Here is a 25,839-nt window from a genome sequence, read left to right as displayed (position 1 = left end):
TTTTTCAAGGTGGGAGTCAGGCAGCATGGCGCAGCAGTATCAACCGGGGCAACGCTGGATCAGTGACAGCGAAGCAGAGCTTGGTTTAGGCACCGTTCTGGCACAGGACGGCCGCTTGTTGACCGTGCTTTACCCGGCCACTGGCGAGACTCGCCAGTACGCGCTACGGAATGCGCCCCTCACCCGCGTGCGGTTCTCGCCCGGCGATTCGATCACGCACTTCGAAGGCTGGAAGATGACTGTCCAGCAAGTCGACGACGTCGACGGCCTGATGGTCTATCACGGCCTCAACGCCCAGAACGAAGCGGTCACCCTGCCGGAAACCCAGCTGTCGAACTTCATTCAGTTCCGTCTGGCCAGCGACCGTCTGTTCGCCGGCCAGATCGACCCGCTGGCCTGGTTCTCCCTGCGTTATCACACCCTGGAACACACCAGCCGCCAGTTGCAGTCCGCGCTCTGGGGCCTGGGCGGCGTGCGCGCACAACCGATCGCCCACCAGTTGCACATTGCCCGTGAAGTCGCCGACCGTATCGCGCCGCGCGTATTGCTGGCGGACGAAGTGGGTCTGGGCAAGACCATCGAAGCCGGCCTGGTGATCCATCGCCAGCTGCTGTCGGGCCGCGCCAACCGCGTGCTGATCCTCGTACCGGAAAACCTCCAGCACCAGTGGCTGGTGGAAATGCGCCGCCGCTTCAACCTGCAGGTCGCGCTGTTCGACGAAGAACGCTTCATCGAAAGCGATGCCACCAACCCGTTCGAAGACACCCAGCTGGCCCTGGTGGCGCTGGAGTGGCTGGTCGACGACGAAAAGGCGCAGGACGCACTGTTCGCTGCCGGCTGGGACCTGATGGTGGTCGACGAAGCCCACCACCTGGTGTGGCACGAAGAGAAAGTCAGCCCGGAATACTCACTGGTTGAACAGCTGGCCGAAGTCATTCCCGGCGTGCTGCTGCTCACCGCCACCCCGGAACAACTCGGTCAGGACAGCCACTTCGCCCGTCTGCGCCTGCTCGACCCGAACCGTTTCCATGACCTGGCCGCCTTCCGCGCCGAGAGCGAAAACTATCGCCCGGTGGCCGAAGCCGTTCAGGAGCTGCTGGACAAGGGTCGCCTGTCGCCGGCCGCGCACAAGACCATCCACGGTTTCCTCGGCAACGAAGGTGAAGCCCTGCTGACCGCCGTCAACGATGGCGACACCGAAGCCAGCGCCCGCCTCGTGCGTGAACTGCTCGATCGCCACGGCACCGGCCGCGTGCTGTTCCGTAACACCCGCGCCGCCGTGCAGGGTTTCCCGGAGCGCAAACTGCACCCGTACCCGCTGCCGTGCCCGGACGAATACCTCGAACTGCCCCTGGGCGAACACGCCGAGCTGTACCCGGAAGTCAGCTTCCAGGCCCAGCCGGACGCCAGCGAAGAAGAACGCTGGTGGAAATTCGACCCGCGCGTCGAGTGGCTGATCGACCAGTTGAAAATGCTCAAGCGCACCAAAGTGCTGGTGATCTGCGCCCACGCCGAAACCGCGATGGACCTGGAAGACGCCCTGCGCGTGCGCTCCGGCATCCCGGCCACGGTGTTCCACGAAGGCATGAACATCCTCGAGCGTGACCGCGCCGCCGCCTACTTCGCCGACGAAGAGTTCGGTGCACAGGTGCTGATCTGCTCGGAAATCGGCAGTGAAGGTCGCAACTTCCAGTTCGCCCACCACCTGGTGCTGTTCGATCTGCCGTCGCACCCGGACCTGCTGGAACAACGGATCGGTCGTCTCGACCGGATCGGCCAGAAGCACATCATCGAACTGCACGTGCCGTACCTGGAAACCAGCCCGCAAGAGCGCCTGTTCCAGTGGTACCACGAAGCCCTGAACGCGTTCCTCAACACCTGCCCGACCGGCAACGCCTTGCAGCATCAGTTCGGCCCGCGCCTGCTGCCGCTGCTTGAAGAAGCCGACGACGGCGAGTGGCAAGCGCTGATCGACGAGGCGCGCACCGAGCGCGAGCGTCTGGAAGCCGAGCTGCACACCGGTCGCGACCGTCTGCTGGAACTCAACTCCGGCGGCGCCGGCGAAGGTGAAGCGCTGGTCGAGGACATCCTCGAACAGGACGATCAGTTCGCCCTGCCGATCTACATGGAAACCCTGTTCGACGCGTTCGGCATCGACAGCGAAGACCATTCGGAAAACGCCCTGATCCTCAAGCCGAGCGAGAAGATGCTCGACGCCAGCTTCCCGCTGGGCGATGACGAAGGCGTGACCATCACCTACGACCGCAACCAGGCGCTGTCGCGCGAAGACATGCAGTTCATCACCTGGGAACACCCGATGGTGCAGGGCGGCATGGATCTGGTGCTGTCCGGTTCGATGGGCAACACCGCCGTCGCGCTGATCAAGAACAAGGCGCTCAAGCCAGGCACTGTTTTGCTGGAACTGCTCTACGTCAGCGAAGTGGTTGCCCCGCGTTCGCTGCAACTGGGTCGTTACCTGCCGCCGGCCGCCCTGCGCTGCCTGCTTGATGCCAACGGCAACGACCTGTCGTCGCGCGTGGCGTTCGAAACCCTCAACGATCAACTGGAAAGCGTGCCGCGCGCCAGCGCCAACAAGTTCATCCAGGCCCAGCGCGATCAGCTGACGCCACGGATCAACGCCGGTGAAGACAAGGTCACCCCGCGCCACGCCGAGCGCGTCGCCGAGGCCCGCCGCCGTCTGGCAGCCGATACCGACGAAGAGCTGGCACGCCTGACCGCGTTGCAGGCGGTCAACCCGACCGTACGCGACAGCGAACTGGACGCCCTGCGCAAGCAGCGCGAACAAGGTCTGGCGATGCTCGACAAGGCCGCGCTGCGACTGGAAGCGATCAGGGTGCTGGTGGCGGGCTAAACCGCCCTGCTCCATCGCCAAAAATGAAAAGGCCCGCAGCGATGCGGGCCTTTTTTGTACACCGTAGATCGTTCCCACGCTCCGCGTGGGAATGCAGCCCGGGACGCTCCGCGTCCCTTTCCGGAGCTGGAACGCGGAGCGTCCCTTGAGGCACTCCCACGCAGACGGTTCGACGCCTCGACGTGGGAACGATCAAATCAGGCCGTGACCGCTGCAACCTCTGGCTCAACCACCGCCACCAGCCCCTCCTTCATCCGCTTCGCATCCCGCACAAAACAGCGCGAGGCGAGGAACAGGAACACCATGGTCAGGAACAGCGCCACCGGAATCAGGTACATCGCATCATGCAGGCCGACGGCCTTGAACGCTTCGGTCATCTGCTCGGCGCCCGCCGCGACCATCGCCGACTTGGCGAAGTGATCCGACAAACCGCCGACCACCACCGGCCCCAGACCGCCGCCGAGCAAATACAACCCGGCAAAGAACAGCGCCATCGCCGTGGCCCGCAGACGCGGTTCGACCACGTCCTGAATCGCCGTATAAACGCAGGTGTAGAAGTTATAGGCGAACAGCCAGCCTACGCTGAACACCGCGACAAACACCCCGATCTCGATGCGCCCGGCATGCAGCGCCCACGCCGTGCACAGGGTCGAGATGATCAGGCTGAACGCGGCAAACAGCAGTCGCCCGTTGGCCACTCGCTGGTGAATCTTGTCGGCGATCCAGCCGCCGAGAGTCAGGCCGATCAAACCGGTCACACCGACGATCACCCCGGTCGCCACCGCCGCTTCCTGCAACGGCATCAGGAAATAACGCTGGAGCATCGGCACCAGGAACGAGTTGCAGGCGTAGGTCGCGAAGTTGAAGCACAGCCCGGCCATCACCAGCCACAGGAAGGTCGGCACGGCGAGGACGCGGCGAATCGGCCTGTCGACTTTCTCCTGAGACACCTGCACGGTTTCCGCCGCGCCGCGCTTGGGTTCCTTGATGAAGAACATGAACACCGCCAGCACCAGCCCCGGCACGGCGGCGATGAAGAACGGCGCGCGCCAGCTGTCGAACGCCTTGACCATCCAGCCGATGGTGAAGAAGGCCAGCAGCAGCCCCAGCGGCAGGCCGAGCATGAAAATGCCCATGGCCCGGGCCCGACGGTGAGCGGGGAACAGGTCGCCGATCAGCGAATTGGCGGCGGGCGCGTAACTGGCTTCACCAATGCCGATGCCCATGCGCACCAGCAGGAAACTCCAGAAACTGCCGACCAGACCGTTCACGGCAGTGAGCGCGCTCCAGGTCGCCAGGCCCCAGCCCATCAGTTTGCTGCGCGAACCGGTGTCGGCCATGCGGCCCAGTGGTAACCCGGCAATCGCGTAGACCAGCGTGAACGCCGTGCCGACGATCCCCAGCTGAAAGTCGCTGAGGTGCCATTCCATGCGGATCGGTTCGATGATGATCGCCGGGATGGTGCGGTCGAAGAAGTTGAACAGGTTGGCGAGGAACAGCAGGAACAGAATGCGCCAGGCATTCGCCGCTTGGGTCGAGTTCTGCATGGGTCCGTCTCTTTATTGTTATTAGGGCTTCACTGCCAACGCATCCGAGCCCGGAACCTGCAATCTAGTCACGCTCGTCGGGGCTGTCTGTGATCATTCGTCAGCCTGATGACGGGCCATGGCCGTGTAACGAAACGTAAGCCCTTGAAATGCTTCGAATCCCCCTAAAACCGGGGGTTTTGCGGAAAAATCCGGCAATGAAAAAATACTTTCTCGCCCCCCTTCCCAACGCCGTGGCAAAGCCTAGAATGGCCGCCGGATCCGTCCGGATCCTGCCGATCAATCCCTTTGATACCCCCGCCCATGTCCGAAGTCAGTCCGTGTCTGAATTGCGGTGCCTGCTGTTCCCATTTTCGTGTTTCTTTTTTCTGGGGTGAATGCGCATCCTCCGGCGGGACCGTGCCCGATGAACTGGTCACCCAGATCACGCCCAGCCGGGTCGCGATGATCGGCACCGACCGCAAGGCGCCGCGCTGCACCGCGCTGGAGGGCGAAGTCGGAAAGTCGGTGGCCTGCACGATCTACGACAAGCGTTCCAGCCCCTGCCGCGAGTTCGAGGCGTCGTGGGAAAACGGCGAACAGAACACCGACTGCGACAAGGCGCGGGCACGTTTCGGCCTGCCGCCGCTGCAACCGCACTGGAACGAAGTCGCCTGAGTTCAGGCGTTTCAACGCTTAGCGCCAAACGCTATGAGGCTCATGCCAAAATCATTAGCGCCAATGTGCCACTACCGCTTGCACGCCAAAAACCGCCTCTATACTGCAAACATTCGCCTGCGTTGATGACGCAGTAAGGACGTACTCAGAGACGGGGCATGCTATGGAGTGGCTTGGTTTGCAATTTGTTGCCGAGCAGCCGGAGAGCGGGCAGGTCATCCTCAATTGCACACACAATCCCCTGCTGGTGCTGGTGGCTTACCTGGTCGCCTGCGCCGCGAGTTTTGCCACCCTCGACATGGCCGAACGGGTCGTCCACGCTGAAGAACCCGGTTCGCAGCGACTGTGGCGCTGGATCGGCGCAACCTGCCTGGCCGGCGGTATCTGGGCCATGCACTTCATCAGCATGCTGGCGTTTCAGGCGCCGATCGACATTCAGTACGACCTGCCCGTGACCCTGTTTTCCCTGGTGATCGCGTTACTGGCGTCCTGGCTGGCCATGCACACCCTCAGCCATCCGCAACCGAGTCTGCTGCAATACCTCAAGACCGCCATCGTCATCGGCCTCGGCATCGCCGGCATGCACTACGTCGGCATGGCCGCCATCGAATCCGCCGCCACGGCTTACTACGAACCCACCCTGTTCGTGTCATCGATCGTGATCGCCATCGGCGCCAGCTTCGCCGCGCTGTGGGTGGCCGGTTACTTGCGCGAAGGCAGCGGCCTGCACATCCAGATGCTCAAATACCTGGCCGCGGTGATTCTCGGCGCCGGCATCCTCAGCATGCATTTCACCGGCATGGCAGCGCTGCAACTGGTGCTGCCCGAGGGACAATTGCCGACATTGGCGTCGCAAACCGGTCACTTGCAGTTGGGCCTCACCGTCGCGCTGATCACGCTGCTGATTCTTGGCAGCGCAATCAGCGCCGCATTGGCCGACAAGAAGCTGCAAAACAAGGAGCACGATCTGCGCCGGGTCAACGCCCTGCTCAGCCAGCTCGATCAGGCGCGCATGTCGCTGCAGCACGTGGCCAACTACGACGCCCTGACCAACCTGATCAACCGGCGCGGTTTCAATCAGATCTTCGCCGAAAAACTCAGCCAGAAATCCAGCGAAGGCGGGATGCTGGCGGTGATGTTTCTCGACATCGACCACTTCAAACGCATCAACGACAGCCTCGGCCATGACGCCGGCGACGAACTGCTCAAGGTCATTGCCCAGCACATCAAGGGCTCGGTGCGCAGCCATGAAGACGTGGTCGCGCGGTTCGGCGGCGACGAATTCTGCATCCTCATCGGCCTGCGCGACCGCGAGGAAGCGCGCAACCTGGCCCAGCGCATCATGCTCAAGATGAAAGAGCCGATCGAACTGGCCGGACGGCGCATGGTGATGACCACCAGCATCGGAATCAGCCTGTTTCCCGAGGACGGCTCCACCTGCGATGAACTGCTCAAGCATGCGGATCTGGCGCTGTACCAGTCCAAGGGCGCCGGGCGCAACGGCGTGCATTTCTTCGATTCCAACCTGAAGAACCGCGCCAGCCTCGAACTGCAACTGGAGGAAGAACTGCGCCACGCCCTGCGTCAGGAGAATGGTCTGCTGCTGTATTACCAGCCGATCTTCGAACTCAAGACCGGCAAGGTCACCAAGCTCGAAGCGCTGATCCGCTGGCAGCACCCGGTGCACGGCCTGCTCACTCCGGACCGATTCATCGCCATCGCCGAAAACAACGGGCTGATCGCCGAACTCGACAACTGGGTCCTGCGCAAGGCCTGTGAAGACCTCGGCGAACTGTCGCGACATGGCTGCGATGATCTGAAGATTGCCTGGAACTGCTCCCCGCTGAATCTGGCCCGGGAAGAACTGGCCAATGAAATCGAGCATGCCCTACGCAGCGCCGGGGTCGCCCCGGAGCGGCTGGAACTGGAAGTCACCGAAAACGCCTTGATGGGCAACATCGCCAACACCCTGGTGTTGTTGCGACAAATCCGCGCCCTCGGCGTGTCACTGTCGATCGACGACTTCGGCACCGGCTATTCGTCGCTGGCCTATCTCAAACGCCTGCCGCTCAACACCCTGAAAGTCGACCGCTCGTTCATCCTCGACATTCCCAAGGCCACCGCCGACATGGAGATCGTCCAGGCGATCATCGTCATGGCGCACACCCTGCATTTGCAGGTGGTCACCGAAGGCGTCGAAAGCCTGGAGCAATACGAGTTTCTTGAGCGCTCGGGCTGCGACTTCATTCAGGGTTACCTGCTCAGCCGCCCGGTGCCACTGGCGGAACTGCGCCCGGTGCTGGAGGAAATCAACCAGCGCAAACACGCGCACACGCTCAATCCGCTGAGTCTGGCGCGCGGTACATTTGCACCAGTGTCGCTGGATCCTTCTGCAAAAAGCCTTGTGCCCCATGCAGGCGCATCAGTTGTGCGGCCAATCCGCTGATCGGCGTGGCCGAGCCGGTTTCCCGGGAAAACTTCACGGCGGTATCCAGATCTTTCAACAGCGTGCGCACGTGCCACTTCACCGGCTCGAAACGGCTTTCGGCCATTTGCGGGGCGAGGATCTGCAACGGTTTCGAATCGGCAAAACCACCGGCCAGCGCTTCGGCGATCAAGCTGGCATCGACCCCGGCCTGCTCGGCCAGCGCCACCACTTCGGCGATCACCAAGGCGTTGCAGGCGACGATCATCTGATTGCAGGCCTTGGTCACCTGACCGGCGCCGACGCCACCCATGTGCGTGACGCGCTGGCCGAGGGCGAGCAACACCGGGCGTACGCGATCAAGATCCGCTGCATCACCGCCGACCATGATCGCCAGACTACCGGCTTCGGCCCCGACCACCCCACCGGACACCGGCGAATCGAGCCAGGCCATGCCTTTCTTGCCGGCCAGCTCGGCCGCCATTTCACGGGTGGCCGTCGGTTCGAGGCTGGAAAAATCCACCAGCAACTGACCGGGTTTCGCCCCTTCGGCCACGCCCGCCGGGCCGAACACCACCTCGCGCACCACCGCCGTGTCGGCCAGGCACAGCATCACCACGTCAGCCTGTTCACAGAGTTCAGCGGGGGTCGCCACCTGCCGGGCGCCGGCCTCAACCAACGGCGCGCATTTGGCCGGGTTGCGGTTCCACACGGTCAGCGAATAACCGGCGGCCAGCAGACGGCGGCACATCGGCAGGCCCATCAGGCCGATTCCGGCAAATCCCAACGAAGGTCGCGTTGACATCATTTAGCCTCCTTTTGATTAAAGATCGCCGAATAATGGCCGATCCATCATCAATCAGGAAAGGATTCCCCCGCGCGACACTCAGGCCATAACCCTGATGCACGGGCAAAACACGCGCAGAAAAAAGACGCGAGATTCCCATTCCGTGAGGCTCGACGACAGCGGTCGTTGATCCAACCAGTCCAGGTATATGGCGCACAATGACTTCTAAAAACAATCCGGCCACTGCGGTATCCGATCTGACTCTGAGCCCTGCGGCGAACAGCCCTGCCCCGATGAAGCCATTGCCTCCCTCGCGCCCGCTGGGCACCCAGCAATACCTGTACTTCACCGAAACCAACACTGACCGCATCCTCGACAACCTCGATGGCCTGCGTGATCTGGTGTTCCCGCGCCCGCCGCACCTGGAAGGCGACAACGAACAGCACAACGATCAGGAATTCCCGTCGGTGTGCCTGATCGGCCTCGGTCGCTGCGGCTCCAACATCGCCCTCGACGTGGCGGAGCTGGTGTACAACGCGCGCAAGTTCTACCTCAACGAATTCAACAGCGAAGATCGCGCGGCTGACCGTCGCCTGGCCTCCGACAAAGGCTACAGCCCGGCCCAGTGGATCAAGCAGAACCTGCGGATCGGCCCGAACAAGTCGACCAAACCGGTGTTCCTGGTGGAACCGCTGGTGATGCTCGGCGACCTCGACAAGGACATCGCCGGACGCATCCGTTTCTCGCGCAAGGGCGAAAAAAGCGGTTTCCTGCGCGACTACAGCAAGATGAAGATCATGGACTTGTCCGAAGTCCACGCCGGTGGCGCCGGTAACGCGCCGATCCTCGGCCAGTACCTGGCGAAGATCATCCTCAACAAGGACACCCAGCGCTTCTCCAGCCCCGACTGGAAAATGATCCACTCGTACCTGATCGACAGCTGCGGCATCAAGGCCAACCAGTCGCGCCTGTATTTCTCGATCTTCAGTGCCGGCGGTGGTACCGGTTCGGGCATGGCCTCGGAATTCGGCCTGGCCCAGCAGCACTCGTACATGAACAAGACGTTCGACACCAAGCCGATGGACGAGCATGACGGCAAGAGCGGTCATTCGTTCGTGTTCGAACCGATCTTCACCAGTGGCATCTGCGTGCTGCCGAACATTTCCGACCACCGCAGCGAAATGTCCGAGGCGCTGCACATCAACGCCGGTCGCCTGCTGTGCAAATACCTGTCGGAAGAATGGGATTTCTCGTACAACTTCGCCAACGAAGACAGCAGCGAAGCCAGCGTCATGGGCCGTATCCGCCCATGGAACGCGATGATGTTGATCTCCAACGACATCATGCGTTACGCCGAAGAGAGCGATGACGGCAACATCCAGAACATTGATGTCAATGCGATGGAGAAACACGCCAACCAATACATCTCGCAGCAGATCTTCAACATTCTGACGGCCCAGGCGGTCACGACCGACTACGACCAGAACTATTTCCGTCGTGCCGGCATCGACATCGGCGAGACCATTCGCCTGGACGCCAACGACCTGTTCATGAGTCTGGCCGGCCCGGTGGCGATTGCCTACGCCGAATCCGTGGTGCCGGAAACCCCGCCGCCGAGCAGCGACAAGTTCAAGGTGTTCGACAAAGAGCCGCAGCGCCTGAACATCGACGACCTGTTCTTCCGCTCGATCGACCTGCCGCACTTCAACAAGGTGACCCAGGCCATCGAAGGCATCAGCCTGCTGCCGATCGAGTCCAAGCGCTATCGCGCGTCGCTGGAGCAATACAAGAACTCCGGCTACGACGCAGCCGCGTTGCACGACCTGCACTTCTTCAAGAACTGCTCGTCGGTGGTCTCGATCGTTTCGCTGCCAAAAGACTACAAGCTGTCGTACATGGATCTGAACCGGTTGAAGACCCACCTCAACAGCCTGTTCCCCAACACCACGCTCAAGCGCTACGCGCTGGTGATCGGCGCCTCGGCCAACCTGTCGCTGACCACCCTGATCGCGAAAAGCCCGTGCCTGTCGGACGACTTCCTGACGCTGATCGTGGCGTTCATCAAGCGTTGCTTCGCCAAGACCCCTTACCGTTTCGACGAGACCCTGGACAACTCGATCCTCGACTTCATCATCAACGAAGAATTCGACGAAGACCGTATCGACGACCTGCTCAACGAATTCGAGAACCCGGCGAAGATCCTCGATACCAACTGGTACGCGATCAAGCCGATGTACGAGAAGAAATACCGCGAGCTGATCAACGACAAAGAGAAGTTTGTCTCGATCAACGACATTCGCCTGTCGCGCGATTGCGTGAAGAAGTCGATCAAGTACCTGCGCGAGATCTACCGTCACCGGATCGGCAAGACCAAGGTCATCTCGCTGAATAACCACACTGGCAAGTCTTACTCGGTCTGATCCAGACCCGAGTCGCCCTCATCGCTGGCTTGCCAGCGATGAGGTTCTGAAATTCACTGAAGATTTCAGCCTTTCCAACATCCCGAAACAATTAAGCAGCCGTTAGGCTGCTTACTAAACTGTGCCCGTTACGTTTACGTCACCGTTATGCCACCCACGCTTGTGGCATTTCTCTACGGCAATCGGCCATCACGCTACTCCGCTACACACTTTTCGCCGGCCGGCACTCGCACCAACAAGGTGCAACCCGTCACGCCGCTGCCCTTTCCTGGACTAGGATCCACGGCCGGACCACCACCGCCCACATCTCGGGATCGCGCTCGAAAATATCCAGCGCCCGCGTTTCAGACAGCTTGGCGACCTTGTCTTCGGCCAGCCAGGCAGCGACTTTCTCGCCTTGATCCGACGCCACGGCCTCGGCGACCGCGATCAAATCCAGGCTGGCGTCGACCCACAATAGGGCACCCTGGGCGTAGAAGCGCTCCAGCTCTTTCCAGGTAATAGATGCGGTTTCACCAAGCAGCTTGGCATAGAGGGTGCTAGGTTCTTGATTCATGGGACTGTCCGGAAAAGAAATCGGCGCGAATGATAACGTCGGTGGTCCGGCAGAAAAACCCGGTTGCAAAAGGCCGTACCGAACGAAAAGAGCAGGAACGCCAAGGAATGCTGATGATTGGGGTATAAGCCCTCTGAACGTCCCGCCGCAATTCTGTCTTTTTCTTTCATTTAAGCGACACCCTCAGGTTTTGCCCCCTGGCGCCAGCTTCCCAGGCCAACAACCGGCGCTCTACACTGTACCGGTACAGTTGCCGGGGGCTTTTCCGGAGGGTATCGCCTAGATATCTGTCCCGGTTCTGCTGCTACGGCGTCAGGACTCTAAAAAAATACAACAGTAAGAGTGGAGCACTATGACTAAGGCTACTAAGCAGATTTCCAAACTGTTTGCCGCTATGGTTCTGGCCGGGGTTGCCAGCCATTCGTTCGCAGCTGACACCATCAAGATCGGTATCGCCGGCCCTAAAACCGGTCCAGTAGCCCAGTACGGCGACATGCAGTTCAGTGGCGCGAAAATGGCCATCGAACAGATCAACGCCAAAGGCGGCGTCGACGGCAAGAAGCTTGAAGCCGTTGAATACGATGACGCGTGCGATCCAAAACAAGCGGTAGCGGTTGCGAACAAGGTCGTCAACGACGGCGTCAAGTTCGTGGTCGGTCACCTGTGCTCCAGCTCCACCCAGCCTGCTTCGGACATCTACGAAGACGAAGGCGTGATCATGATCACCCCGGCTGCCACCAGCCCGGACATCACCAACCGTGGTTACAAAATGATCTTCCGTACTATCGGTCTGGACAGCGCCCAGGGCCCTGCCGCCGGTAACTACATTGCCAAGTTCGTCAAACCAAAAGTCGTCGGCGTACTGCATGACAAGCAGCAGTACGGGGAAGGCATCGCCTCCGCGGTTAAATCCACCCTCGAAAAAGATGGTGTGAAAGTCGCTGTGTTCGAAGGCATCAACGCCGGCGAGAAGGACTTTTCCGGGATCCTCACCAAGCTCAAGCAAGCCAACGTCGACTTCGTCTACTACGGCGGCTACCACCCGGAGCTGGGTCTGATCCTGCGTCAAGCCCAGGAAAAAGGCCTGAAAGCCAAGTTCATGGGTCCGGAAGGCGTGGGTAACGACTCGATCACCCAGATCGCCAAGGACGCGTCCGAAGGCCTGCTGGTGACCCTGCCGAAATCCTTCGACCAGGATCCGGCCAACGTGGCCCTGGCCGATGCATTCAAGGCCAAGAAAGAAGACCCGAGCGGTCCGTTCGTGTTCCCGGCCTACTCGGCGGTTGAACTGATTGCCCAAGGTATCACCGCAGCCAAGTCCGAAGACCCTGCCAAGGTGGCTGAAGCCATCCACGCCGGCACCTTCAAGACCCCGACGGGCGACCTGAGCTACGACGCCAAGGGCGACCTGAAGGACTTCAAATTCGTGGTTTACGAGTGGCACAACGGCAAACCTAAAACCGAAGTGTCGCCTCAGTAAGGCCCTGCCTGACTGACTGCCAATAAAGCCCACGGCGTGCCGTGGGCTTTGTTTTACGAATGTATTGGGCCGCGCTGGCGTGATCCGCCAGTCTCCCCACCTGAAAATCTCAAAACCGTCATCAGCGGTTCGCTGGCAAAACCCGGATTCGAAGTGGATAAAGATCCACGGGACCGGGCGGGAAAATGACTCCACCAGTGAAATGCGTATCAGGTTTTTAGGAGCGCTGTAATGCCTGACATCTATCACTTCTTCCAACAGCTGGTTAACGGCTTGAACGTTGGCAGCATGTATGCCCTGATCGCCATCGGCTACACGATGGTCTACGGCATCATTGGAATGATCAACTTCGCCCACGGCGAGGTGTACATGATCGGTTCCTACGTGGCGTTCATCGCCATCGCCGGGCTGACCATGATGGGACTCGAAAGCGTCCCGCTGTTGATGACCGTGGCGTTCATCGCCAGCATCGTCGTCACCAGTTCCTACGGATACAGCATCGAACGCATTGCCTACCGCCCGTTGCGCGGCAGCAACCGTCTGATCCCGCTGATTTCCGCGATCGGTATGTCGATCTTCCTGCAGAACACGGTTCTGCTGGCGCAAGACTCCAAGGACAAAGCAATCCCCAACCTGATTCCGGGCAACTTCGCCTTCGGCCCAGGTGGCGCACATGAAGTGCTGATTTCCTACATGCAAATCGTGGTGTTCGTGGTGACCCTGATCGCCATGCTCGGCCTCACGCTGTTCATCTCCCGCTCTCGCCTGGGCCGCGCCTGCCGCGCCTGCGCCGAAGACATCAAGATGGCCAACCTGCTGGGCATCAACACCAACAACATCATCGCCCTGACCTTCGTCATCGGTGCTGCGCTGGCGGCCGTCGCGGCCGTGCTGCTGAGCATGCAATACGGCGTGATCAACCCGAACGCCGGTTTCCTTGTCGGCCTCAAGGCCTTCACCGCTGCGGTACTGGGCGGGATCGGCAGCATCCCCGGCGCCATGCTCGGCGGGCTGGTGCTCGGGGTGGCGGAAGCCTTTGGCGCCGATATCTTCGGCGACCAGTACAAGGACGTCGTGGCTTTCGGCTTGTTGGTTCTGGTGCTGTTGTTCCGTCCGACCGGCATTCTGGGCCGTCCGGAGGTTGAGAAAGTATGACTAGGAATCTTAAACAGGCGCTGTTCAGTGCCTTGCTGGTCTGGGCCGTGGCCTATCCGGTACTGGGTCTGAAACTGACCATCGTCGGCATCAACCTGGAAGTGCACAACACCAGCCCGGCCATTCTGGCGACCATCGCCATCTGCTCGGTGCTGATGTTCCTGCGGGTGCTGTTCAACCAGCAGATCAGCAAGGCGTGGCGCTCGTCGCCGGGCATGCCGCTGATTCCGGCCAAGGCCAGCAACTTCCTGACCCTGCCGACCACCCAACGCTACTTCATCATCGCGCTGATCATCGGTGCGCTGGTGTGGCCGTTCTTCGGCTCCCGTGGCGCGGTGGACATCGCGACGCTGATCCTGATCTACGTAATGCTCGGCCTCGGTCTGAACATCGTGGTCGGTCTGGCCGGTCTGCTCGACCTGGGTTACGTCGGCTTTTACGCCGTCGGCGCCTACAGCTACGCGCTGCTGTCGCACTACTACGGCCTGAGCTTCTGGATCTGCCTGCCGATTGCCGGCCTGATGGCGGCGACGTTCGGCTTCCTGCTCGGCTTCCCGGTGTTGCGTCTGCGCGGCGACTACCTGGCGATCGTGACCCTGGGCTTCGGGGAAATCATCCGCCTGTTCCTGCGTAACCTGACTGACATCACCGGCGGCCCGAACGGCATCAGCAACATCGAGAAACCGACGTTCTTCGGCCTGACCTTCGAACGTAAAGCCGCAGAAGGGATGCAAACCTTCCACGAGTATTTCGGCCTGCAGTACAACTCGATCAACAAGGTGATCTTCCTCTACCTGGTTGCTCTGTTGCTGGCACTGGCGGCGCTGTTCGTGATCAACCGCCTGCTGCGCATGCCGATCGGCCGTGCGTGGGAAGCGCTGCGTGAAGACGAAATCGCCTGCCGTGCGCTGGGTCTCAACCCGACCGTGATCAAGCTGTCCGCATTCACCCTCGGCGCGGCATTTGCCGGTTTCGCCGGCAGCTTCTTCGCCGCCCGTCAGGGTCTGGTGACGCCGGAGTCGTTCACCTTCATCGAGTCGGCGATCATCCTCGCCATCGTGGTGCTGGGTGGCATGGGCTCGCAGCTGGGCGTGATTCTCGCGGCCGTGGTGATGATCCTGCTCCCGGAAATGATGCGTGAGTTCAGTGAGTACCGCATGTTGATGTTCGGCGCCCTGATGGTGCTGATGATGATCTGGCGACCTCAAGGTCTGCTGCCCATGCAACGTCCTCACATGGAGCTGCGCAAATGAGCCGCGAGATCCTGAAAGTCGAAAATCTGAGCATGCGCTTCGGCGGCCTGCTGGCGGTCAACGGCGTGGCCCTGACCGTGAAGGAAAAACAGGTGGTGGCACTGATCGGGCCGAACGGCGCCGGCAAGACCACCGTGTTCAACTGCCTGACCGGTTTCTACCAGCCATCGGGCGGCAGCATCCTGCTGGACGGCGAGCCGATTCACGGTCTGCCGGGCCACAAGATCGCCCTCAAAGGCGTGGTGCGCACCTTCCAGAACGTGCGGTTGTTCAAGGACATGACGGCGGTCGAGAACCTGTTGATCGCCCAGCACCGTCACCTGAACACCAACTTCCTGTCCGGCCTGTTCAAGACCCCGGCGTTTCGCAAGAGCGAGCGCGAGGCCATGGAGTTCGCCGAATACTGGCTGGAAAAGGTCAACCTGAAAGAGTTCGCCAACCGCCCCGCCGGCACCCTGGCCTACGGTCAGCAACGTCGCCTGGAAATCGCCCGCTGCATGATGACCCGTCCGCGGATCCTCATGCTCGACGAACCGGCCGCCGGCCTGAACCCGAAGGAAACCGAAGACCTCAAGGCGCTGATCAGCGTGCTGCGTGAAGAGCACAACGTGACCGTGCTGCTGATCGAACACGACATGAAACTGGTCATGAGCATTTCCGACCACATCGTCGTGATCAACCAGGGCACGCCTCTGGCCGACGGCACGCCGGAACAGATCCGCGACAATCCTGAAGTGATCAAAGCCTACCTGGGGGAAGCGTAAATGCTGCAGTTCGAAAACGTTTCCACCTTCTACGGCAAGATCCAGGCCCTGCACAGCGTCAACGTCGAAGTCCGCCAGGGCGAGATCGTGACCCTGATCGGCGCCAACGGTGCCGGCAAGTCCACGCTGCTGATGACGCTCTGCGGATCGCCGCAGGCTCACAGCGGCAGCATCCGCTACATGGGTGAGGAACTGGTCGGTCAGGACTCGTCGCAGATCATGCGCAAGAGCATCGCCGTGGTGCCGGAAGGTCGTCGGGTGTTTGCCCGTCTAACCGTCGAAGAAAACCTGTCCATGGGCGGATTCTTCACCGACAAGGGCGACTATCAGGAACAGATGGACAAGGTTCTCGGACTTTTCCCACGCCTGAAAGAACGCTTCAACCAGCGCGGCGGCACCATGTCCGGCGGCGAACAGCAAATGCTCGCCATCGGCCGTGCGCTGATGAGCAAGCCGAAACTGCTGTTGCTCGACGAGCCGTCGCTGGGCCTGGCACCGATCATCATCCAGCAGATCTTCGACATCATTGAACAGCTGCGCAAGGACGGTGTGACGGTGTTCCTGGTCGAACAGAACGCCAACCAGGCGCTGAAAATCGCTGACCGTGCGTACGTTCTTGAGAACGGCCGGGTGGTGATGCAAGGCACCGGCGAAGCGCTGCTGACCGACCCGAAAGTGCGCGAGGCGTACCTCGGCGGTTGATCGATCGCTTCAAACAGAAAACGGCCTTCGGGCCGTTTTTTGTGCCCGGCAAAAAACTTTTACCGATCGCTGTAACGCATCGCCGAGTCGTTTCTCTAGTGGGGCAAGCAAGCGCAATCGCTTGTTCAAACCCAAGTTCAAACCGGAGAAACATCATGACTGCTACCACCCGCACCCTGTCCGCCACCGCCCTGGTTCTGGCCCTCGGTTCTGCTCTGAGCATCGCTGCCGTCTCCACCGCCCACGCCGCTGACGACAACATGGAAAAATGCTTCGGCGTGGCCATGAAAGGCAAGAACGATTGCGCCGCAGGCGCGGGCACCACCTGTGCCGGCACCGCGAAAATGGATCATCAGGCCAACGCCTGGAAACTGGTTCCGAAAGGCACCTGCGCCACCACCGAAAGCAAAACCTCGCCGACCGGTTTCGGTCAGCTCGAAGCGTTCAAAGCCAAGTCCTGATCCGGGAGCCGCCCGAGTGTCGATCATGATCACATCCTGCGACCATGCCTCGCGCCGCACTCGGGCAGCCCTCACCGGGCTCCCGTCCCGTGCCGGACTGGGTCTCAAGAGCGAGCACTTCAGTGAAGTGCTCGATTCACGTCCGGACATCGGTTTCTTCGAAGTCCACGCCGAAAACTACATGGTGGCCGGCGGCCCGTTTCATCATTTTCTGGGATTGATTCGCGAGGCGTATCCGCTGTCGCTGCATGGCGTCGGGCTGTCCATCGGTGCCGAAGGCGCGCTGGATGTTCAGCACCTCAAACGCCTGGCGGCGCTGATCGAGCGCTATCAACCCCACTCCTTTTCCGAACACCTGGCCTGGTCGAGCCATGGCCCGATGTTCCTTAATGACCTGCTGCCCCTGGCTTACGACACGCCGACGCTGAACCGCGTCTGCGACCACATCGATCAGGTACAGAACACCCTCAAGCGTCCGATGCTGCTGGAAAACCCGGCGACCTATCTGGCGTTCCAGCGCTCGACCATGGACGAAGCGGACTTTATCCGCGAAGTCATCCGGCGCACTGGCTGCGGTCTGTTGCTGGACGTGAACAATGTCTACGTCTCGTGCATCAATCATCAACGCGATCCCCTGACTTATCTCTACGCATTGCCGCTGCACGCGGTGGGCGAGATTCATCTGGCCGGGTTTGCCGAAGATGCCGACAGTCTCGGTGATCGCTTGCTGATAGACGATCACGGCGCGCCAATCGATCAAGCGGTCTGGTCGTTGTACCGGCAGGTGCTGGAACGCGTCGGCCCGGTGGCGACGTTGATCGAACGGGACAATCAGGTGCCGGCCTTCGACGTGCTGTTGGCGGAAGCGCAGCAGGCCGATGAGCTGTTGCTCTGCGCGGGAGGTCGGCCGTGAGCACTCAAGCTGCGTTCAGCGCGGCGTTGCTCGATATCGACCTGCCCTGCCCCGACGGTTTGTGCAGTGCCAACGGCGCCGATCCGGCCAGCCGTTTCGCGGTGTACCGCAACAATGTTCAGAGCTCGTTGATCAACGCATTGGCCGACGGTTATCCCGTGGTGATGCAGTTGGTGGGTGACGAATTCTTCCGAGCCATGGCCGGAGTTTTCGTGCATCGCCATCCGCCACACACTCCGTTGATGAGCGACTACGGCAGCGGGCTGGCGGACTTCATCAGTGAGTTCGAACCAGCCGCGAGCGTTCCCTACTTGGCCGACGTCGCAAAGTTGGAACGCTTGCGCACGCAGGCCTACCACGCTGCCGATGCATTGCCTCTGAGTCAGGAGCGGATCGCTGCCGTATTTGCAGATGCCGATGCGCTCAACGAACTGCGCATCGGCCTGCACCCTTCGCTGCATCTGCTCGATTCAAACTTCGCCGTAGTGGACATCTGGGCCGCGCATCAGCACGCCGCGACGCTGGCCGGGATCGATCTGCATCACGCCCAACACGCGCTGATCCTGCGCAATGGACTGGAAGTCGAGGTGTTCACCGTGGATCGCGGCGCCAGCCAGTTCATTCGCCAGCTCAAGGCAGGCCAGTCACTCACGCAGGCGCTGGAATCCGCCGAGGCCTTCGACCTCAGCCAGACCCTCGCCCTGCTCATCAGTCGCCAAGTCATCACTCATTTGCACCCAAAGGTGTCGTCATGAACAGTCTGATCGCCCGCGCCATCGCGCTGCTGGAAAAAATCCCTCACAGCCTGATCGCCTTCATCGCGCGTTTTTCCATCGCAGCCGTGTTCTGGAAATCCGGGCAGACCAAGGTCGAAGGGCTGGCCGTCGACCTGATCGATGGCACCTTCGAGTTCGGCTGGCCGCATCTGGCGGACTCGACGATTCCGTTGTTCAAGAGCGAGTACCACGTGCCGCTGCTGTCGCCGGAAATCGCTGCGCATCTGGCGGCGTTTGCCGAGCACTTCTTCCCGATCCTGATCCTGATTGGCTTCGCCACGCGTTTTTCGGCGCTGGCATTGCTGGGCATGACCCTGACCATTCAGCTATTCGTGTACCCGGATGCCTACCCGACCCACGGTTCCTGGATGGCGGTGCTGCTGTACCTGATGGCGACCGGGCCGGGCAAACTGTCGATCGATCACCTGATCGCCCGGCACTACAACCGGTCCAGCGCCTCGCCGCTGAGCTTGAACCAGCCGATCAGATAATCCGCCAGCACCTGGGTGCGTTTCGGTAGACCGCCCTGATACGGATGCACCAGGTACATCGGCATGCGCCGGGTCTGAAAATCGCGAAGGAGCCAGCGCAATCGACCGTCAGCCAATTCCGCCTGCAACAGGTAGGACGGCAGGCGAGCGATCCCCGCGCCGGCCAATGCGGCTTTCTTCAACAGGTTGTAATGATTGCTGGCGAACGGTCCCGACACCCGCACCCGCAGCAGTTCGTGCTGCTGGTGATAGAGCCATTCCTCGCGACCGCTGTAATGACTGTTGAGCAGGCAACGGTGTTCGGCCAATGCTTGCGGCGTCAGCGGTTCGCCAAAGCGCTCCAGATAGTCAGGGCTGGCACAGGTCATTTCCTGCCAGGCCAGCAGCGGCTTGGCCACCAGTCGCTCGTCATTGGCCACTTCAGTGCGGATCGCCAGATCGAAGCCGTCGCGGGACAGGTCGCGGTAGCTGTTATTCAGCTCCAGTTCGATCTGCACCTCGGGATATTTCTGTGAAAAGTCCAGCAGCAGGCCGTCGAAGAAAGTTTCCCCCAGCGACACCGGAACCGTCATACGCACGGGACCTGCCATGTCGTCCTTCAATCGCGCCAAGGCCTGACGGGCTCGCTCCACCTGGACTACAAGCGCCTGAGCCTGCGGCAACAACGCCGCACCGGCCGCCGTCAGGCTCAGCCGACGTGTGGTGCGCTGAAGCAACACCACCGAAAACCGCGCCTCAAGCTGACTGATGCGCTTGGACAATTGCCCCTTGCTGCACCCCAGTTGCTGCGCCGCCAAGGTAAAACTTCCGGCTTCGATCAACACTGCGAACGCCGCCAGATCATCCATCTCGCTCATGGATTGTTTCCATTTGAAAACCAAAAGTTGCCCATTAGTGCGCTTATCCGCAGAAAAAACCACTCTAGACTGAAACCTCGTTCAATCACTTGAGGCAATCACGATGAAAATTCTGTTGATCGGCGCGGGCGGCACCATCGGTTCGGCCGTGGACAAAGAGCTGTCGCAGCGTCATGAAGTCATTCGTATCGGTCGCAGCAGCGGCGATTTCCAGGTGGATATCAGCGACAGCGCATCGATCCGCAAGCTGTTCGAACAGACCGGCAAGTTCGACGCGCTGGTCTGCGCCGCCGGCAACGTGACCTTCGCCCCACTGGGTGAAATGACCGAAGACAGCTTCGCCCTCGGGCTGAAAGACAAGTTGATGGGCCAGGTCAATCTGCTGCTGATCGGCCGTGAATTCGCCAACGACGGCGCGTCGTTCACCTTCACCACCGGCGTGCTCAGCCACGATCCGATCCGCAGCGGCGCCTCGGCTGCACTGGTCAACGGCGCGCTGGACAGCTTCGTCCGCGCCGCCGCCATCGAGCTGCCACGCGGTCTGCGCGTGAACTCGATCAGCCCGACCGTGCTGGTCGAAGCCATGGGCAGCTATGCCCCGTACTTCCGTGGCTACAAGCCGGTTCCTGCGGCGGATGTGGCATTGGCCTACGCCAAAAGTGTCGAAGGCTTGCAGACAGGTCAGACATTTCACGTGGGCTAAACCCTTGTGATGAACGGTCAGCCTGCGTAACGTGGCGGCACTTGTCTGGAGAGCCAAAGATGCGTGTTGCCCGTTCCCTGATCGTTGTTGCCCTGCTCCCGTTGTTTGCCGCATGCCAATTGTTCGATGGTGCGCGGGAAAGCGCCTCCCACGTCGGCCAGACGCGGATGCAGGGGCAACTGACCGCTGCCGACGGCAAACTGGTGTTCCAGGCCTGCGGCGAGCAGCGCCAGTACGTGGTCAATGACATCGGCGGCACCAGCGTCCTGCAAGAGGCCGCTACGTTGGCCGATCAACAGGGCAAGCTGTTTGCCGACGTGCGCGGCAAGATCGCCGGCGACCGCCTCGACCTGACCCAGTTGTACCGTGTCGAACGCTCCGGCACCGCCTGCGACGATCCCAACTTCAAACAGCTGATCCTGCGCGCCGCCGGCCATGGCCCGGAATGGAACGTAAAAGTCAGCGGCAAGGGCCTGGTCATCGACCGCGAAGGTCAGCCACCGCTCGCCGTGCCCTACGTCGAAGAGCAACTGGGCGACGGTCGTTTCAACCTCAGCAGCGAAGCCAACAACCAGCGTATCGAACTGTGGGTGGCACCGCAGCGCTGCGTCGACAGCAGCACCGGCAGCGTGCAGCACATGAGCGCCGAGTTGCGTATCGATGGCAACGTACAGCGCGGTTGCGGGTATTTCGGCGGTTCGCGTAACGACTGATCGTTTTACCCTCACGGGATCCGGCCGATGCGGCTTATAATCGCCGCCTTCAAACGCCCTGGCGCAGTTGTGCGCCCCGCGAACCGGATCCTGTCATGTTACGAATCACTGAACTCAAGCTGCCGATCGACCATCCCGACGAAGACCTGCGCGCTGCCATCGTGCAACGCCTGGGCATTGCCAGCGATGACCTGCTCGATTTCACCTTGTTCAAGCGCAGCTACGATGCGCGCAAAAAGTCCTCCGAACTGTGCTTCATCTACACCATCGACCTCGAAGTGCGCGACGAGGCCAAAGTGCTGGGCAAGTTCGCCGACGACCGTAACGTCAACGTGGCGCCGGATGTCAGCTACAAATTCGTCGGCCAGGCGCCGAGCGACCTGAGCCAGCGCCCGATCGTGGTCGGTTTTGGCCCTTGCGGGATCTTCGCCGGCCTGCTGCTGGCACAGATGGGCTTCAAGCCGATCATCCTCGAACGCGGCACCGAAGTACGCCAGCGCACCAAGGACACCTGGGGCCTGTGGCGCAAAAGCGTGCTCAACCCAGAGTCCAACGTGCAGTTTGGCGAAGGCGGCGCGGGCACGTTCTCCGACGGCAAGCTGTACAGCCAGATCAAGGACCCGAAATTCCTCGGCCGCAAGGTGCTGCACGAATTCGTGAAGGCCGGCGCGCCGGAAGAAATCCTCTACGTCAGCAAGCCGCACATCGGTACGTTCCGTCTGACCGGCATGGTCGAGACCATGCGTGAAGAGATTCGCGCACTGGGTGGCGAAGTACGCTTCCAGGAGCGCGTCACCGACGTGCTGATCGAAGACGGCCAACTGGTCGGCGTCGAGCTGGCCAGCGGCGAAACCCTGCATTCGAAACACGTGGTCCTGGCCCTCGGCCACAGTGCCCGCGACACCTTCCGCATGCTCCACAGCCGTGGCGTGTTCATGGAAGCCAAGCCGTTCTCGGTGGGCTTCCGGATCGAGCACCCGCAATCGCTGATCGACCGCGCGCGTCTGGGCAAATACGCTGGTCACCCGAAACTCGGCGCTGCCGACTACAAACTGGTGCACCACGCCAAGAACGGCCGTTCGGTCTACAGTTTCTGCATGTGCCCGGGCGGCACCGTGGTGGCGGCGACTTCCGAGCCGAACCGTGTGGTCACCAACGGTATGAGCCAGTACTCGCGTAACGAGCGCAACGCCAACTCCGGCATCGTCGTCGGCATCACCCCGGAAGTCGATTATCCGGGCGGCCCGCTGGCCGGGATCGAGTTGCAGGAACGTCTGGAGTCCCACGCGTTCATCCTCGGCGGCAGCGACTACAAGGCGCCGGCGCAACTGGTTGGCGACTTCATCAACGACATTCCTTCGACCGAACTGGGCGAAGTCGAGCCGTCGTACAAACCCGGTGTAGCGCTGGGCGATCTGGCCCTGGCCCTGCCGGACTTTGCCATCGAAGCGATTCGTGAAGCGTTGCCGGCGTTCGAGAAGCAGATTCGCGGTTACTCGCTGCACGACGCCGTGCTGACCGGGATCGAGACCCGCACCTCTTCGCCGTTGCGCATCACGCGTAACGAGACGCTGCAGAGCATGAACGTCAAAGGTCTGTTCCCGGCCGGTGAAGGCGCGGGTTATGCGGGCGGGATTCTGTCGGCGGGTGTTGACGGGATTCGGATTGCGGAAGCAGTGGCGCGTGACATTCTCGGTCTGAAAGACTGATCTGCACGACCTGAAACACTGCAAAAAACTGTGGGAGCGAATTCGCTCCCACAGTCGTTTTCGGCGTCAGATATTGGCGCGCAGAACCGAGGCCGGCAGCGCCTCACCCCGTTCGGCACTCGCCGCCACAGCCGCTATCAATCCATCCAGCTCATAGCCCTGCGCCTTGAGCCACGCCTGATCGTAGTAGGTGTCCGCATAGCGCTCGCCGCCATCGCACAGGATCGCCACGATCGAGCCCGACTCCCCCGCCGCTTTCATCTGCTGCGCCGCCATCAGCGCGCCGATCAGGTTGGTCCCGCTCGACCCGCCCACATGCCGCCCCAGACGCTGCGCCAGATAATGCATGGCCGCCAGCGACAACGCATCCGGCACCTTGACCATCGCATCGATCACCTTGGGCAGGAAAGACGCCTCCACCCGTGGCCGGCCGATGCCTTCGATCCGCGAACCGTGGTCCAGACGCAAACTGGCGTCGCCGGTCTGGTAAAAGTCGAAGAACACCGAACGCTCGGCATCGGCGCACAGCACGCGGGTGCAGTGCTGGCGATAACGCACGTAACGACCGAGGGTCGCGGTGGTGCCGCCGGTGCCGGGGCTGGAAATCAGCCAGGCCGGGCATGGATGCTGCTCGTAGCGCATCTGCTGGAAGATCGACTCGGCGATGTTGTTGTTCGCACGCCAGTCGGTGGCGCGTTCGGCGTAGGTGAACTGGTCGATGAAGTGACCGTCGTGCTCGCGGGCCAGGCGTTCGGATTCGGCGTAGATCTGGGTCGGATCGTCCACCAGATGACTCTGGCCACCGTAGAACGCGATCTGCGCGATCTTCTCCTTGGAAGTGGTCGCCGGCATCACCGCAATGAACGGCAGGCCGAGCATCCGCGCGAAGTACGCCTCGGAAATCGCCGTCGAACCGCTGGACGCCTCGATCACCGGCGCGCCGGGTTTGAGCCAGCCGTTACACAAGGCGTAGAGAAACAGCGAACGCGCCAGCCGATGCTTAAGGCTGCCGGTCGGGTGGCTGGACTCGTCCTTGAAATACAACTCGATGCCCGGGAACCCCGGCAGCGGCAAGGGGATCAGGTGGGTGTCGGCGCTGCGCTGGAAGTCCGCTTCGATGATCCGGATGGCTTCGCGGGCCCACTGTCGGTTGTCGCTCATGGCTGTTGATCTCGTTGAATCGGGCAGAAGTGCCTTCACAGGCTCAGCCCCCAAGCTTAGGAAAAATCCCACGGCACCGACAGATACAGCTGAGCTTCAATCCCTTGGGCAACTGCTAGGCTCTGCTGCACGTCGGCCTGGCGCTCTGTAACCGCATATAACAAAAAAGAATATAACTTTTGTTTTAACAACTAACGGTACGGGTTAGGGTGTGCCACCTTTTGACTTTATCGATGGAGAGCGACCTTGCCTCTGCGTAGCACTTTCACGCGTTTCTTTCAGTTGGAAGCTGCCAGCGGTCTGTTACTGATCGCCGCGGCCATCCTGGCTCTAATCATCAACAACTCGCCGCTGTCGTGGTTGTACAGCGGCCTGCTCGATACCCCGGTGGTGGCGCAGATCGGCGCGTTGAAGATCGCCAAGCCACTGCTGCTGTGGATCAACGACGGCCTGATGGCGCTGTTTTTCCTGCTGATCGGCCTGGAAGTGAAGCGCGAAGTGCTCGACGGCCAGTTGTCGAAACCGTCGCAGATCGTCCTGCCCGGTGCGGCGGCCATCGGCGGCATGCTGGTGCCGGCGCTGATCTACTGGTTCCTCAATCGTGACAACCCCGCCGCCCTCGACGGCTGGGCGATTCCGACCGCCACCGACATCGCCTTCGCCCTCGGCGTACTGGCCTTGCTCGGCAAGCGCGTACCGGTGTCGCTGAAGCTGTTCCTGATGACATTGGCGATCATCGATGACCTCGGTGCCATCGTGATTATCGCGATCTTCTATTCCGGCGAGCTCTCGACCCTGTCGCTGGGCCTCGCGGCGGCGTGCATCGCGGCGCTGGTGGCGATGAACCGGCTCGGCGTGGTCAAGCTCGGGCCGTACATGATCATTGGTCTGATCCTCTGGGTCTGCGTGCTCAAGAGCGGCGTCCACGCGACGCTGGCCGGCGTGACCCTGGCGTTCTGCATCCCGCTTCGCACCAAAAACGCCGAGCCTTCGCCACTGCTGGCCCTCGAACACGCGCTGCACCCATGGGTCGCCTACGGCATTCTGCCGCTGTTCGCCTTCGCCAACGCCGGCCTGTCGCTGACCGGCGTAACCGCCGAAAGCTTCACCCACCACGTGCCGATGGGCATCGCCGTCGGCCTGCTGCTGGGCAAGACCATCGGCGTGTTCGGCCTGACCTGGCTCGCCGTCAAGACCGGCATCGCCGCCCTGCCCCAAGGCGCCAATTGGGGCCAAGTGTTGGGCGTGGCGATCCTCTGCGGGATCGGCTTCACCATGAGCCTGTTTGTCGGCTCCCTCGCCTTCGTGCCGGGCGCCAGTGAATACGCCGGGATGGACCGGATGGGCATTCTCACAGGTTCAGTGTTTGCGGCATTGATTGGTTATGCGGTGACGTTGGCGGCGAGCAGAAAGAACACCGCGCTGCGATAGCCGTAG

General features: G+C 61.3%; 22 protein-coding genes. 17 read left to right on the top strand and 5 right to left on the bottom strand.

Annotation, left to right across the window (positions count from 1 at the left end; all coding sequences use genetic code 11):
* Window positions 1-25: 25 nt before the first annotated feature.
* Window positions 26-2,872: an RNA polymerase-associated protein RapA gene (gene rapA, locus AC0R79_RS07540; RefSeq protein ID WP_102686611.1), complete on the top strand. Its 2,847-nt coding sequence runs from the start codon at window positions 26-28 to the stop codon at window positions 2,870-2,872.
* Between the two features lie 197 nt (window positions 2,873-3,069).
* On the opposite strand, the gene AC0R79_RS07535 is transcribed toward rapA, so the two are convergent.
* Entirely contained in the window at window positions 3,070-4,419 is a 1,350-nt protein-coding gene (locus tag AC0R79_RS07535) for a spinster family MFS transporter (protein ID WP_127797141.1), read from the bottom strand.
* 303 nt (window positions 4,420-4,722) lie between these two features.
* On the opposite strand from AC0R79_RS07535, the gene AC0R79_RS07530 reads away from it, so the two are divergent.
* Together AC0R79_RS07530 and AC0R79_RS07525 are read left to right on the top strand one after the other, a co-directional pair.
* A complete protein-coding gene (locus tag AC0R79_RS07530; protein WP_007959180.1) occupies window positions 4,723-5,076 on the top strand; it encodes a YkgJ family cysteine cluster protein in 354 nt (117 codons plus the stop codon).
* 163 nt (window positions 5,077-5,239) lie between these two features.
* Window positions 5,240-7,522, top strand: coding sequence for a putative bifunctional diguanylate cyclase/phosphodiesterase (locus AC0R79_RS07525; protein ID WP_474733925.1), 2,283 nt, complete (start codon window positions 5,240-5,242; stop codon window positions 7,520-7,522).
* On the opposite strand, the gene AC0R79_RS07520 is transcribed toward AC0R79_RS07525, so the two are convergent.
* Window positions 7,413-8,309, bottom strand: a complete 897-nt coding sequence (locus AC0R79_RS07520) for an NAD(P)-dependent oxidoreductase (RefSeq protein WP_474733923.1) — start codon at window positions 8,307-8,309, stop codon at window positions 7,413-7,415. The genes AC0R79_RS07525 and AC0R79_RS07520 overlap by 110 nt on opposite strands.
* Before the next feature lie 197 nt (window positions 8,310-8,506).
* Between AC0R79_RS07520 and AC0R79_RS07515 the strand changes: the two genes are divergently transcribed.
* Window positions 8,507-10,708: a hypothetical protein gene (locus tag AC0R79_RS07515; RefSeq protein ID WP_127797138.1), complete on the top strand. Its 2,202-nt coding sequence runs from the start codon at window positions 8,507-8,509 to the stop codon at window positions 10,706-10,708.
* Between the two features lie 250 nt (window positions 10,709-10,958).
* Here the strand turns inward: AC0R79_RS07515 and AC0R79_RS07510 are convergent, their stop codons facing one another.
* Complete coding sequence (locus AC0R79_RS07510) at window positions 10,959-11,264, bottom strand: DUF2288 domain-containing protein (protein ID WP_007959169.1); 306 nt, start codon at window positions 11,262-11,264, stop codon at window positions 10,959-10,961.
* Between the two features lie 352 nt (window positions 11,265-11,616).
* Between AC0R79_RS07510 and AC0R79_RS07505 the strand changes: the two genes are divergently transcribed.
* The 9 genes from AC0R79_RS07505 (at window position 11,617) to AC0R79_RS07465 (ending at window position 19,259) form a co-directional block, all read left to right on the top strand.
* Complete coding sequence (locus AC0R79_RS07505; protein WP_474733921.1) at window positions 11,617-12,744, top strand: branched-chain amino acid ABC transporter substrate-binding protein; 1,128 nt, start codon at window positions 11,617-11,619, stop codon at window positions 12,742-12,744.
* Window positions 12,745-12,975: 231 nt separating this feature from the next.
* A complete protein-coding gene (livH, locus tag AC0R79_RS07500; RefSeq protein ID WP_007959165.1) occupies window positions 12,976-13,899 on the top strand; it encodes a high-affinity branched-chain amino acid ABC transporter permease LivH in 924 nt (307 codons plus the stop codon).
* Window positions 13,896-15,152, top strand: coding sequence for a high-affinity branched-chain amino acid ABC transporter permease LivM (locus tag AC0R79_RS07495; protein ID WP_085605378.1), 1,257 nt, complete (start codon window positions 13,896-13,898; stop codon window positions 15,150-15,152). The genes livH and AC0R79_RS07495 overlap by 4 nt, the downstream gene beginning before the upstream one ends.
* Window positions 15,149-15,916, top strand: a complete 768-nt coding sequence (gene livG / locus AC0R79_RS07490) for a high-affinity branched-chain amino acid ABC transporter ATP-binding protein LivG (protein ID WP_007959160.1) — start codon at window positions 15,149-15,151, stop codon at window positions 15,914-15,916. Before AC0R79_RS07495 ends, livG begins: the two co-directional genes overlap by 4 nt.
* Window positions 15,917-16,618: an ABC transporter ATP-binding protein gene (locus AC0R79_RS07485; RefSeq protein WP_003222380.1), complete on the top strand. Its 702-nt coding sequence runs from the start codon at window positions 15,917-15,919 to the stop codon at window positions 16,616-16,618. It abuts the gene before it with no gap.
* A gap of 155 nt (window positions 16,619-16,773) precedes the next feature.
* Window positions 16,774-17,079, top strand: a complete 306-nt coding sequence (locus tag AC0R79_RS07480) for a BufA1 family periplasmic bufferin-type metallophore (RefSeq protein ID WP_007959157.1) — start codon at window positions 16,774-16,776, stop codon at window positions 17,077-17,079.
* Between the two features lie 25 nt (window positions 17,080-17,104).
* Complete coding sequence (bufB, locus tag AC0R79_RS07475) at window positions 17,105-17,992, top strand: MNIO family bufferin maturase (protein WP_474733919.1); 888 nt, start codon at window positions 17,105-17,107, stop codon at window positions 17,990-17,992.
* Window positions 17,989-18,747, top strand: a complete 759-nt coding sequence (locus AC0R79_RS07470; protein WP_474733918.1) for an HvfC/BufC N-terminal domain-containing protein — start codon at window positions 17,989-17,991, stop codon at window positions 18,745-18,747. The genes bufB and AC0R79_RS07470 overlap by 4 nt, the downstream gene beginning before the upstream one ends.
* Entirely contained in the window at window positions 18,744-19,259 is a 516-nt protein-coding gene (locus AC0R79_RS07465) for a DoxX family protein (RefSeq protein WP_474733916.1), read from the top strand. Before AC0R79_RS07470 ends, AC0R79_RS07465 begins: the two co-directional genes overlap by 4 nt.
* Here AC0R79_RS07465 and AC0R79_RS07460 read toward each other — a convergent pair.
* Window positions 19,208-20,116, bottom strand: a complete 909-nt coding sequence (locus tag AC0R79_RS07460; RefSeq protein WP_375745773.1) for a LysR family transcriptional regulator — start codon at window positions 20,114-20,116, stop codon at window positions 19,208-19,210. The genes AC0R79_RS07465 and AC0R79_RS07460 overlap by 52 nt on opposite strands.
* Window positions 20,117-20,219: 103 nt before the next feature.
* Between AC0R79_RS07460 and AC0R79_RS07455 the strand changes: the two genes are divergently transcribed.
* From AC0R79_RS07455 to AC0R79_RS07445, 3 genes are all read left to right on the top strand, one after another.
* Window positions 20,220-20,819: a short chain dehydrogenase gene (locus AC0R79_RS07455; RefSeq protein WP_007959150.1), complete on the top strand. Its 600-nt coding sequence runs from the start codon at window positions 20,220-20,222 to the stop codon at window positions 20,817-20,819.
* 59 nt (window positions 20,820-20,878) lie between these two features.
* Window positions 20,879-21,532, top strand: a complete 654-nt coding sequence (locus tag AC0R79_RS07450) for a COG3650 family protein (protein ID WP_127797130.1) — start codon at window positions 20,879-20,881, stop codon at window positions 21,530-21,532.
* A gap of 95 nt (window positions 21,533-21,627) precedes the next feature.
* Window positions 21,628-23,241, top strand: a complete 1,614-nt coding sequence (locus AC0R79_RS07445; RefSeq protein WP_179692437.1) for an NAD(P)/FAD-dependent oxidoreductase — start codon at window positions 21,628-21,630, stop codon at window positions 23,239-23,241.
* 66 nt (window positions 23,242-23,307) lie between these two features.
* Here the strand turns inward: AC0R79_RS07445 and AC0R79_RS07440 are convergent, their stop codons facing one another.
* On the bottom strand, window positions 23,308-24,402 hold the full coding sequence (locus tag AC0R79_RS07440; protein ID WP_007959145.1) for a PLP-dependent cysteine synthase family protein: 1,095 nt from the start codon (window positions 24,400-24,402) through the stop codon (window positions 23,308-23,310).
* 246 nt (window positions 24,403-24,648) lie between these two features.
* On the opposite strand from AC0R79_RS07440, the gene nhaA reads away from it, so the two are divergent.
* Window positions 24,649-25,833, top strand: coding sequence for a Na+/H+ antiporter NhaA (gene nhaA / locus AC0R79_RS07435; protein ID WP_375745770.1), 1,185 nt, complete (start codon window positions 24,649-24,651; stop codon window positions 25,831-25,833).
* The last annotated feature ends 6 nt before the right edge of the window (window positions 25,834-25,839 follow it).

It is taken from the genome of Pseudomonas sp. HD57-3 (assembly GCF_056113135.1).
The sequence above is the reverse complement of the archived record's forward strand: the minus strand, read 5'-3'. Positions and strand labels throughout refer to the sequence as shown.